Raw genomic sequence first — 10262 nt, forward strand, 5'->3', positions numbered from 1 at the left:
CGTCCTCCGGCGCGGTCCAGGCGACGGGGAGCGGCGGCGGCGAGAGGCCGAGCACGGCGCCGAGATGCGTCAGGCGATGCCCGGGGCGCCGTCCGCCCTGGCCGATCGCGCGGCGGCGCGTCGGCACCAGCCAGGCCAGCGCCGAGGCGCGGAGATCCACCACCAGGTCCCAGCGCGTCGCAACGACCTGCGACCAGAGCGACAGCCAATGGCGTTCGAAGCGCTTCTTCTCCACCAGGATCAGCCGCTCGAGCCGCGGCATGCGCGCGAAGACGCCGGCGGCGGCCGGGCCGCAGGCGACGGTGAACCGCGCCTCGGGGTGGGTGCGGAGCAGGTGGTCGAGCAGCGCGGTGGAGAGCACGGCGTCGCCGATCCGCGTCGCCGTGACGAAGAGGATGCGCATGGGTTGCGGGGCGCATAGCACGGGGCGGCGGCCGGCCCCACCCCGGCCCGCGCCCCCCCAACCCCGGTTGCACCCGCCCACGCGCCGACCCACCTTCGCGCCATGCCGATAGCCCTTCTGCCGGGGCGGGGCGTGGTGGAGGTGGCGGGCGAAGACCGCGTCGCCTTCCTGCAGGGCCTCGTTTCCAACGATGTCACGCGCGCCGTTCCAGGTGCCGCGGTCTGGGCCGCGCTGCTGACCCCGCAGGGGAAGTGGCTGGCCGATTTCTTCGTCTTCGCCGATGGCGATCGCCTGCTGCTGGACTGCGTGCGCGACCAGGCCGGGACGATCGTGACCTCGCTGTCGCGCTTCCGGCTGCGGTCGAAGGTCGCGCTGCGCGACGCCTCGGCGGAGTTGGCCGTGCATGCCGGCTGGGGCGGGGCGGCGCTGCCCGAGGGCGTCATCGCGGCGGCGGACCCGCGGCTGCCGGAGGCCGGGTGGCGGGCGCTGGCGACGGCGCCGCTGGCGACCGACGCGGATGCGGCGGCCCATGACCTGCACCGCCTGTCGCTCGGGCTGCCGGATTCGGGCGACCTCGAGGCCCAGAAATCCGTGCTGCTCGAAGGCGGCTTCGACGAACTGTCGGGCGTGTCCTGGTCGAAGGGCTGCTACATGGGCCAGGAGCTGACGGCGCGAACCAAGTATCGCGGGCTGCTGAAGAGGCGCCTGTTCCCGGTGGAGGTGGCGGGGCCGCTGCCGGCGCCGGGCACGCCGGTGACGCGCGACGGCGCGGAGGTGGGCGAGATGCGCTCGGGCCGCGACGGGCTCGGCCTTGCGCTGCTGCGGATCGAGGCGGTGGAGGCCGGGGGAACGCTCGCCTGTGGCGAGGCCGCGCTGACGCCCCGCATCCCCGCCTGGATGCGCCTGCCGGCGAGGGAATCGGCATGAGCCAGGCGACCGACCATGGCCCCGGCGTGCGGGTGCCGCCGCCGGTGATCGCGACGGCGGTGATGGTCGCGGCCTGGGTGCTGGACCGGATCTGGACGGTGCAGATCGGGCCGCCGGCCACGGCACTGGGCGGGATGGTGATCTTCCTATCCGTCGCGCTGGTGGGCTGGGCGGTGCTGGCGCTGGTCAAGGCCGGCAACGACCCGCGGCCCGACAGGCCCGACGCGGCGATGGTGGAGAGCGGGCCGTACCGCTTCAGCCGCAACCCGATCTATCTGGGCTTCCTGCTCGCCGCGACGGGGCTCGCGCTGATGTGGGGCACGCTGTGGGGCTGGATCGGGGTGGTAGTCACGCACGGCCTGCTCGACCGGCTGGTGATCGCGAAGGAGGAGGCCTACCTCGCCGGCCGCTTCGGCGCCGCCTACGAGGCCTACAGGGCGCGCGTCCGCAAGTGGATGTGACGGGGCGGCGGATCGCGCTGGCCATGGCCGGCCTGACGCTGTTGCGGCCAGGCGACCCACGGGCCGAGACGGAAGAGGGAATGGTCATCTTCTCCGCCTTGCGCGGTGTCGTGCTGGCCCGCGGGCGCCCGGTCCCGGGTGCCCGCGTCGTCCGCAGCTGGCACTGGGGGCTGACAGACGAGCGCGGCGGGGACGCTGCCGTGACCGATGCGGAGGGCCGCTTCGGGCTGCCTGCGGTCGTGCGGCGGGGTGGGCTGCGTCGCTGGCTGCCCCACGAGCCGTTCGTCGAGCAGACCATCGACGTCGTGCACGGCAGCGCGACCCAAGCCGTCTGGATGCTCGACCGCCGCAACTACCGCCCGGGTGGGGAGCTGGGGCCGGAGCGGTCAGCGTCGGCGCTGGCGGTGACGATCGAGCTGGACGCCCCGCTGGCGCATCGCGGCCCCGTCTATGGCCGGGCGACCATCGCACCGCTGGACCCTGCCGTCCCGCCCCCAGCCTGACCGGCGCGCGCGCCGCGTGTTGCGCGGGGAATTGCTTCGCTGTAACCCGCCGCGACGGGCGGCGACGCCCCCAGGACATTCGGGAGAAAGCCAGGCCATGACGCCATTCACCCTCAGCCGCCGCGCCGCGCTGGCGCTGGGCGCCGCGCCGCTCGTCCTGCCGGGCCTCGCCCGCGCGCAAGCCGGCGATCCGGTTCGCCTCGGCGTGATCCTCTCGGCCACCGGCGGCCTCGCCGCCTTCGTCCCGCCGATCCGCGCCGGCATCACGCTGGCCGTCGAGGAGATCAACGCCGCGGGCGGCGTGCTCGGCGGGCGGCGGATCCAGGTCGTCGAGGCCGACGACCAGACAAATCCGCAGGCCGGCGTGCAGGTGATGACGCGCCTGGTGCAGGCGGAGAACGTGGCCGCGATCATCGGCCCGATGGCGTCGGGCATCACCATCGCCGCCGCCAACGCCGTCTCCATCCCGGCGGGCGTGCCGATCGTCTCGCCCTCGGCCACCGCGCCGGCGGTCAGCCAGCTCAACGACAACGACACGGTGTTCCGCACCGCGGTGCCGGACGGGCTGCAGGGCCAGGTGCTGGCGCGCATCACGCGCGAGGCGGGCATCGAGCGCGTCGCCATCATGGCGGTGAACAACGACTACGGCCGCGGGCTGACGGGCAGCTTCACCGCCGCCTTCCAGGGCCGCGGCGGCACCGTGACGGGCAGCCAGAACTTCGAGGAGAACCGCCCCTCCTACCGCGCCGAGCTGCAGACGCTGGCCGGCCGCGGCAATCCGCAGGCGCTGCTGCTGATCGGCTACCCGGCCTCGGGCGGCAACACGATCCTGCGCAACTCGATCGAGAACAGCTTCTTCCCGCGCTTCATCATGACCGACGGCATGCGCGACCAGACCGTGGTGGACCAGGTCGGCGCGCGGCAGCTCGAGGGCATGTTCGGCACCGGGCCGGGCACGGCGGCGGCGCCGGAGCGGCGTGCGGCCTACGAGGCCGCGTATCGTCGCGCCAACCCGAACCTCGACCCGGGCGCGGCCTTCGTCGCGCAGGCCTATGACGCGGCCTATGTCATCGCGCTGGCGATCGAGGCCGGCCGCAGCGCCGACCGCGCCGCGATCCGCCAGAACCTGCGGACTGTCGCGAATGCGCCGGGCGAGGCGGTGGGTCCGGGCGAGTTCGCGCGTGCGCGCCAGCTGCTCGGCGCCGGCACCAAGGTGAACTACGAGGGCGCGTCGGGCCCCATCGAGTTCAACGCCACCGGCGACGCGCAGGGCCGCGTGGAGCATTGGGCTGTGCGCAACGGCCGCGTGACCTCGGTGGCGCAGCTGGCGGAGTGACGCACGGCCTCGCACTGGAGGTCGAGGGCCTGGTGAAGCGCTTCGGGGGCCTCACGGCCCTCGACGGCGTGAGCTTCGCCGTGCCGGAGGGCTCGATCACGGGGCTGATCGGGCCGAACGGCGCGGGCAAGTCCACGGCCTTCGCCACCATCGCCGGCTTCCACAAGGCCGATGGCGGGCGGGTGCGGCTGCGTGGCCGCGACATCACCGGCGCCGCGCCTTGGGCGCTGCATGCGGCGGGGCTGGCGCGGACCTTCCAGATCCCGCGCCTGTTCGGGCGGTTGAGCGTGGCCGAGAACCTGATGGTCGGCGCGCCGCCGCAGCCGGGTGAGAAGTTGCCCGCGCCGTGGTTCGCGCGCGGCCGCGTGGCGCGCGAGGAAGCCGCGTTGCGCGCACGCGCGATGGCGGTGCTGGAGCGGCTGAACCTGGCGCGGCATGCCGACGCGCCAGCGACCGCGCTGTCGGGCGGGCAGAAGAAGCTGGTCGAGCTCGGCCGCGCGCTGATGTCGGGCGCGACGGTCATCCTGCTCGACGAGCCGGCGGCCGGCGTGAACCGCACGCTGCTGCGCGAGATCGCGGCGACCATCGCGCGACTGAACGCGGAAGACGGCATCACCTTCCTGCTGATCGAGCACGACCTCGACCTGGTCGCCGAGCTCTGCCAGCCGGTGCATTGCATGGCCGAGGGGCGCGTCATCGCCAGCGGGACGATGGCGGAGGTGCGCGCGGATCCGACGGTGGCCGAGGCCTATCTCGGCATGGCGATCGAGGCGACATGAGAAGCGCCTCCGATTCACGTCTCCGGTGCTCGGGCCCGCGGCCCTGCGCCCTCCGACGATCGGAGGCGACATGAGCCTTCTGGTCGCGCGCAACATGGTTGGCGGCTATGGCGAGGCCGACATCCTGCACGGCGTGAACCTGACGGTCGCGCCAGGACAGGTCGTGGTGATCATCGGGCCGAACGGCGCGGGAAAGTCCACGGCGATGAAGGCCGTGGCGGGCCTCGTGCGTCTCAAGCCCGGCAGCAGCGTGATGTTCGACGGCACGGAGATCGCCAATGCGCCGGCGGAATCGATGGTGGCGCGCGGCCTCGCCTATGTGCCGCAGGAGCGCAACGTCTTCCCCTCGCTCAGCGTGGAGGAGAACCTGCTGATGGGCGCCTATGCGCGGCCCTCCGCGGCGAAGGACGGGTTGGAGCGCAGCTACGCGGTGTTCCCCGACCTCGCTGCCAAGCGCCGCGCCGCGGCGGGCAGCCTGTCGGGCGGGCAGCGGCAGATGGTGGCGGTGGCGCGGGCGCTGATGCTGACGCCGAAGCTGATCATGCTCGACGAGCCGACCGCGGGCCTCTCGCCCAAGTTCTGCACGCTGATCTTCGACAAGGTGCGCGAGATCGCCGCGAGCGGCATCGCGGTGCTGATGGTGGAGCAGAATGCGCGGCCGGCGCTGGCGATCGCGGATCGCGGCGTGGTGCTGGCAATGGGGCGCAACCGGGCCGAGGACACCGGGCCGGGGCTGCTGGCCAACCCCGAGATCGGCCACCTGTTCCTGGGCGGGAACGCGCCTGAGGAAGACGCGGCGTGAAGATTGGAGGCGTGAGTGGCGACCGGCGGCCGGCTCAGCCGGCCGAGGCCGCGAAGGCGGTCCGCGGCAAGTGCCGCGAAGCCAAGGCGCGCGGAGGCGCGCCGCCGGCGTCCGAGGGCGGCCGTGCGCCAGCACGGACACGCACAGCATGATTGAGCTGGTCAACTTCTACCTGATCCCGGGCCTCGTGCTCGGCGCGATCTACGCGCTGGCGGCGGCGGGGCTGTCGCTGGCCTATGGCGTGCTGCGCTTCGCCAATTTCGCGCATGGCGAGTTGATGACCTGGGGCGGCTATGCGGCGCTGGTCGCGGTCGTCGCGCTCGGCATCAGCCCCTGGGTCGCGCTGCCCATCGCCATCGCGGCGACGATCCCGGTGGCGCTCGCGGCGGACCGCGCCTTCTACGCGCCGCTGCGGCGCGCCCAGCCGGCGGTGCTGCTGATCTCCTCCTTCGGCGTGGCGCTGATGATCCGCGCCGTCGTCTACCTGGTCTGGGGGCCGACGCCGCAGGGCTATGCGCGCGGCTTCACACCGCCGCTGGTCTTCGAAGGCATCCGCATCCAGCAGCGCCACCTGATGATCCTGGCCGGGACGGCCATCGCGGCGCTGCTCGTGCACCTGCTGCTGTCGCGGTCCCGCGCCGGCCGCGCGATGCGGGCGATGGCGGACGATCCGGACCTCGCGCGCGTCACCGGCGTGCCGGTGGCCGGCGTGATCCGGCTCACCTGGTGCGTCGCCGCGGCACTGGCGGCGGTGGCGGGCGTGTTCCTGGCGGTGGACACCGAGCTCACCCCGCTGCTCGGCTTCAACGTGCTGCTCGCGGCCTTCGCGGCTGCCATCCTGGGCGGCATCGGGCGGCCCTGGGGCGCGGCGCTGGGCGGGCTGATCCTCGGAGTCGTGGAGGAGCTATCCACCTATCCGCTGATCGGCGGCGCGCCGCTGCTGGAGCCCGCCTACAAGGGCGGCGTCGCCTTCGCGGTGCTGGTGCTGGTGCTGATCTTCCGGCCGCAGGGCCTGTTCAAGGGCATGGGCTAGGGCCGCGACGATGGAGAACGCGCTCCTCTACGCCGTCACGCTGCTGACGCTGGCCGGGATCTATGCCGCGCTAACGCTCGGGCTGAACCTGCAATGGGGCCTGACGGGGCTGATGAATTTCGGCGCGCTGGGGTTCGTCGCCGTCGGCGCCTACACCTCCGCGCTGCTGACCGCGACGCCGGCGCCGGGGGCGGCGCATCTCGTCGGGCCGGGCTGGCCCTGGTGGGCGGCCTGGCCCTTGGCGGCGGTGGCGGGCGCGCTGCTCGCACTGCCGATCGGCGCGATCTCGCTCCGGCTGCGCGCGGACTACCTGGCGATCGCGACGATCGGCATCGCGGAGATCGTGCGGCTCTTCGTGCGCAACGAGGACTGGCTGACCGGCGGTCCGCTCGGCGTCTCCGGCATCCCGCGTCCCTTCGAGGGGCTCGGCCAACCCTGGGGGCCGGTGGCCTATCTGCTGCTGGTCGCGGCGGTCGTCGCGCTGCTCTACGCGATGGCCGAGGCGACGGCGAAGAGCCCCTTCGGCCGCACGCTGCGTGCGATCCGCGACGACGAGGAGGCGGCGAAGGCCGTCGGGCGCAACCCGGCGTCGTTCCGCCTGCAGGCCTTCGTGCTGGGCGCGGCCTGCATGGGGCTGGCCGGCGCGATGCTCGCGCACTTCTTCAAGTTCATGGGGCCGGATGCGCTCGATCCGATCACCGCGACCTTCCTGGTCTGGGTGATGCTCATCGCGGGCGGGTCGGGCAACAACCGCGGCGCCATCCTCGGCGCCGTCGCGATCTGGGCGATCTGGGCCGCGACGGACTGGATCGCCGGGCAGCTGCCGGGCGAGCTCGCGACGCGCGCGGCCTATCTGCGACTGTTCCTGATCGGGCTCGCGCTGAACCTGATCCTGCTCTACCGGCCGCAGGGGCTGATCGGGGAGCGGCTGCCGGGGGCGCGCTGAGGCGCCCCCAGGGGCGCCTTGGGGCCGCGCTATCCGTTCACCACGGTGCCGCCGTTCGGGTGCAGCACCTGGCCGCTGATGTAGCCGCTGTCGGCGTTGCTCGCGAGGAAGATGTAGCTCGGCGCGACCTCGTCGGGCTGGCCGGCACGCTCCATCGCGGCGGACTGGCCGTGCTTCGAGGTGCGCTCCGCGTCGAAGCTCGCCGGGATCAGCGGCGTCCAGATCGGCCCCGGGGCAACGGCATTCACGCGGATCTTCCGCTTGTCGAGCGCCATGGAGAGGCTGCGCGTGAAGGCGACGATCGCGCCCTTCGTGGAGGCGTAGTCGATCAGCTGCGGGCTGCCCTTGTAGGCCGTGACGCTGGTCGTGTTGATGATCGCCGCCCCTTCCTTCAGGCGCGGCAGCGCGGCCTTGGTCATCCACATGTAGCCGAGGATGTTGGTGCGGAAGGTGCGTTCCACCTGCGCCACCGGGATGTCCTCGAAACTCTCGCAGGCGTGCTGCTCGGCGGCGTTGTTCACCAGGACGTCGAGCCTTCCCCAGGTCTCGACCACCTGCTTCACCGCGTCCTGGCAGAATTGCGGGTCGCCGATGTCGCCGGCGATGGCGAGGCAGCGGCGGCCCTCCGCCTCGATGCGCCGCTTGGTGTCGCGGGCGTCCTCCTGCTCGTCGAGGTAGAGGATCGCGACATCGGCGCCTTCCTTGGCGAAGCCGATCGCGACCGCGCGGCCGATGCCGGAATCGCCGCCCGTCACGATCGCGACCTTGCCCGCGAGCTTGCCGGCTGGCGTCCAGCCCTCCATGGCGGAGGCCGGGCGCGGCGTCATCCGGTCCTCGCGGCCGGGCTGGTGGTCCTGCGTCTGCGGCTGGAAGGGGGGGGTGTCGGGCATGGCGGCCTCGCGCATCTGTTCGCGGGCCAACGGCCTGGGACGCGGCCGGTTGCCTCAGGCGCGGCGGGGCGCGAGGCCTGCGATCACCGCCGCGGCGAAGATCATCGCGGCCACCCACCAGGGCTGCCAGGCGCCGAAGGAGAGTTGGCCGGTGACGGCGGCGGAGACCGCGACGCCGAGCGCCGCGGGGCCGATCGCACCCGCCGCCAGCATCGCGGCGGCGCCCAATGCAGCTGCGATCACTGCGCCGACCAGGCCGAGCTCGAGCCAGACCTGCAGCGCATTGTTGTGCGGGTGCAGCGGCAGGCGCTGCGCGTTCGGCACGGCGAAGCCCGCGCGCTCCGCCGGCGAGTCCAGGCCGAAGCGGTCGAGCGTCCCGCGGTCGAAGGTCTGGGTGCCGCCCGGGATGGCGCGGCTGGACTCCATGCCCCATCCGAGCAGCGGGCGTTCGGCGATGCGGTCGCCCACGAAGTCCCAGATCAGCACGCGATGCGCGGCCGAGACGGGCAGCGGCGAGAGGTCCGGCGCGCGCGCGAGCGCGGCGGTGAAGAGCAGCGGTGCGGCGATGAAGACCACCGCGAGCGCCGCGGCCGAGAGGCGCGCGACGGCGCGCGGCGCGAGGGTCGCGAGCAGGGCTACGATGACGCCCGCGACGGCGGCGATCTTCGCGGATTCGCCCGGCAGCCAGAGCGCGACGGCAAGGCCGGGCAGCAGGATCGCCGCCTTGGCGATGCGCGACAGGCCCGGCACGGCGAGCACGAGCGGCAGCAGCAGGGCGAGGATCGAGACCGCCGGCTTCAGCCCGAAGCCGATGAAGGGCGTCCAGGTCGGGAAGCCACGCACGGCGCGACGGAACAGGTTCTGGCTGGCGTGGTCGAAGGCCAGCAGGGCGATCCCGAGGACGAGGCCGATGACGAGCGCGCGGCCGAGACGACGCCTGTTCTCGGCCGTGTCCTCTGATAGCGCCTGCGCCGCCGCGGCGCCGAGGAAGGCGAGCGCGCCGAGGGCCGCGGCTGTCTCGACGCCGCGCAGCAGTTCCGGCGACCAGACGGACGCGACCACGCCCCAGGCGGCGAGCGCGAGCGAGAGAGCGAGCAGCGGTGACATCCTCGGCCAGGGCAGGCGGCGATGGATGCGCCAATGCGCGATGACCGCGAGCAGCAGAATGACCGGCACCATCGGCGCGAAGGTGCGGAACTGCGCGACCGCGACGGCCGGGCCGAGCGCCAGCAGCAGCGCGACCGGGAAGCAGGGGGAGCGGAGGAAGGCGGTCACCGGCGGCCGCCGCCGTGCTTCTCAGGCTCCAGCCGCGCCTTCAGATAGGACAGCAGCGGGAAGGCGCCGGTGCAGAAGGCGAGCAGCACGCCCATGGCACCTTCCTTGTAGCCCTTGCGCGAGACGTAGCTCTTGAAGCCGCGCGACACGAAGCGGCGAAGATTGCCGGGCAGCGTGCCGATGTCGCCCGAGGCGATGAGGTCGGCGGCCTTCGCGCTGGAATACTTGTCGAGGCGCTTCAGCATGTCGGAGACGTCGCGGTCCACGAGGTGCACCAGCGCGCCCTGCGCGATGCGCGGTCCCTCCGTGCCGGTCCAGTCGAGGCCGGGATGCACGCGCTGCGCGCGCCAACGCTTGGCGCCCTTGCGCGAGAGGCGCGGCACCGACGTCGTGCCGAAGCTGCCCGCCCAGCCATACCGGACAAGACGGTCGCCGACGTAGTTGTCGACCGGCACCTGGTGCCAGGCGTGCGGCGAGGTCGCGATGGTGGCGCGGATCGCCTCGGCCAGGTCGCGGCTGACGCGCTCGTCGGCGTCCACTTCGAGGATCCAGTCGCCGGTGCAGGCGTCGAGGCCGGCGTTGCGACGCTCGCCTTCCAGCTCCCAGGCACCCTCGATGACGCGCGCGCCGTGCTCGCGCGCGATCTCCGCGCTGCGATCGGTGGAGCGATCCAGCACCACCACGACCTCGTCGGCAAAGGCGCAGGAGGCGAGGCAATCCGGGAGCCGCGTCTCCTCGTTGCGGGCGACGACGAGAGCGGAGAGGCGGGGTGTCATGCGGGTGTTGCGGGGAGGGCGCTGCCCTCCCCGCACCCCTCCCGCCAGGGTCCAACGCCAAGGGCGTTGGACGGGGCCTCCTGGACCTCGATCAGTTCAACGCCGAAGGCGGAGGGGGCCAGGCCCCCTCC

Annotated in this window: 12 protein-coding genes; 8 read left to right on the forward strand and 4 right to left on the reverse strand. The window is 73.2% G+C overall.

All coding sequences use genetic code 11. The annotated features are described in order from the left end of the window. A partial coding sequence (locus L2I40_RS11845; RefSeq protein ID WP_372491052.1) for a glycosyltransferase family 9 protein occupies positions 1–403 on the reverse strand: 403 nt, incomplete at its 3' end. A 102-nt stretch (positions 404–505) separates the two neighbouring features. Here L2I40_RS11845 and ygfZ point away from each other — a divergent pair. From ygfZ to L2I40_RS11885, 8 genes are all read left to right on the forward strand, one after another. Next, positions 506–1330, forward strand: a complete 825-nt coding sequence (ygfZ, locus tag L2I40_RS11850; RefSeq protein ID WP_237215161.1) for a CAF17-like 4Fe-4S cluster assembly/insertion protein YgfZ — start codon at positions 506–508, stop codon at positions 1328–1330. Then, positions 1327–1791, forward strand: a complete 465-nt coding sequence (locus tag L2I40_RS11855; RefSeq protein WP_237215162.1) for a methyltransferase family protein — start codon at positions 1327–1329, stop codon at positions 1789–1791. Before ygfZ ends, L2I40_RS11855 begins: the two co-directional genes overlap by 4 nt. A 23-nt stretch (positions 1792–1814) precedes the next feature. Further along, positions 1815–2294, forward strand: a complete 480-nt coding sequence (locus L2I40_RS11860; protein ID WP_237215163.1) for a carboxypeptidase-like regulatory domain-containing protein — start codon at positions 1815–1817, stop codon at positions 2292–2294. A gap of 97 nt (positions 2295–2391) precedes the next feature. Continuing rightward, on the forward strand, positions 2392–3630 hold the full coding sequence (locus L2I40_RS11865; RefSeq protein WP_237215164.1) for an ABC transporter substrate-binding protein: 1239 nt from the start codon (positions 2392–2394) through the stop codon (positions 3628–3630). After that, on the forward strand, positions 3627–4409 hold the full coding sequence (locus tag L2I40_RS11870) for an ABC transporter ATP-binding protein (RefSeq protein ID WP_237215165.1): 783 nt from the start codon (positions 3627–3629) through the stop codon (positions 4407–4409). Before L2I40_RS11865 ends, L2I40_RS11870 begins: the two co-directional genes overlap by 4 nt. Before the next feature lie 70 nt (positions 4410–4479). Beyond that, complete coding sequence (locus L2I40_RS11875) at positions 4480–5211, forward strand: ABC transporter ATP-binding protein (protein WP_237215166.1); 732 nt, start codon at positions 4480–4482, stop codon at positions 5209–5211. A 148-nt stretch (positions 5212–5359) separates the two neighbouring features. After that, positions 5360–6244, forward strand: a complete 885-nt coding sequence (locus L2I40_RS11880) for a branched-chain amino acid ABC transporter permease (protein WP_237215167.1) — start codon at positions 5360–5362, stop codon at positions 6242–6244. A gap of 10 nt (positions 6245–6254) precedes the next feature. Continuing rightward, complete coding sequence (locus L2I40_RS11885) at positions 6255–7190, forward strand: branched-chain amino acid ABC transporter permease (RefSeq protein ID WP_237215168.1); 936 nt, start codon at positions 6255–6257, stop codon at positions 7188–7190. Between the two features lie 29 nt (positions 7191–7219). On the opposite strand, the gene L2I40_RS11890 is transcribed toward L2I40_RS11885, so the two are convergent. Genes L2I40_RS11890 through L2I40_RS11900 form a run of 3 tightly spaced genes read right to left on the reverse strand, consistent with a single transcriptional unit; the run spans position 7220 to position 10131 of the window. Beyond that, entirely contained in the window at positions 7220–8080 is an 861-nt protein-coding gene (locus L2I40_RS11890; protein ID WP_237215169.1) for an SDR family oxidoreductase, read from the reverse strand. 54 nt (positions 8081–8134) lie between these two features. Next, on the reverse strand, positions 8135–9355 hold the full coding sequence (locus L2I40_RS11895) for an O-antigen ligase family protein (RefSeq protein WP_237215170.1): 1221 nt from the start codon (positions 9353–9355) through the stop codon (positions 8135–8137). Next, positions 9352–10131, reverse strand: a complete 780-nt coding sequence (locus tag L2I40_RS11900) for a glycosyltransferase family 2 protein (protein ID WP_237215171.1) — start codon at positions 10129–10131, stop codon at positions 9352–9354. Before L2I40_RS11900 ends, L2I40_RS11895 begins: the two co-directional genes overlap by 4 nt. Positions 10132–10262 lie beyond the last annotated feature (131 nt).

The organism is Falsiroseomonas oryziterrae (genome assembly GCF_021864505.1).
GTDB lineage: Bacteria > Pseudomonadota > Alphaproteobacteria > Acetobacterales > Acetobacteraceae > Falsiroseomonas > Falsiroseomonas oryziterrae.

Bases quoted from the DNA above. Each gene is read 5' to 3' on its own strand.
- L2I40_RS11855 (WP_237215162.1), top strand. From the start codon at position 1,327: ATGAGCCAGGCGACCGACCATGGCCCCGGCGTGCGGGTGCCGCCGCCG.
- L2I40_RS11890 (WP_237215169.1), bottom strand. From the start codon at position 8,080: ATGCCCGACACCCCCCCCTTCCAGCCGCAGACGCAGGACCACCAGCCC.
- L2I40_RS11865 (WP_237215164.1), top strand. From the start codon at position 2,392: ATGACGCCATTCACCCTCAGCCGCCGCGCCGCGCTGGCGCTGGGCGCC.
- L2I40_RS11885 (WP_237215168.1), top strand. From the start codon at position 6,255: ATGGAGAACGCGCTCCTCTACGCCGTCACGCTGCTGACGCTGGCCGGG.
- L2I40_RS11880 (WP_237215167.1), top strand. From the start codon at position 5,360: ATGATTGAGCTGGTCAACTTCTACCTGATCCCGGGCCTCGTGCTCGGC.
- L2I40_RS11860 (WP_237215163.1), top strand. From the start codon at position 1,815: ATGGCCGGCCTGACGCTGTTGCGGCCAGGCGACCCACGGGCCGAGACG.
- ygfZ (WP_237215161.1), top strand. From the start codon at position 506: ATGCCGATAGCCCTTCTGCCGGGGCGGGGCGTGGTGGAGGTGGCGGGC.
- L2I40_RS11900 (WP_237215171.1), bottom strand. From the start codon at position 10,131: ATGACACCCCGCCTCTCCGCTCTCGTCGTCGCCCGCAACGAGGAGACG.
- L2I40_RS11875 (WP_237215166.1), top strand. From the start codon at position 4,480: ATGAGCCTTCTGGTCGCGCGCAACATGGTTGGCGGCTATGGCGAGGCC.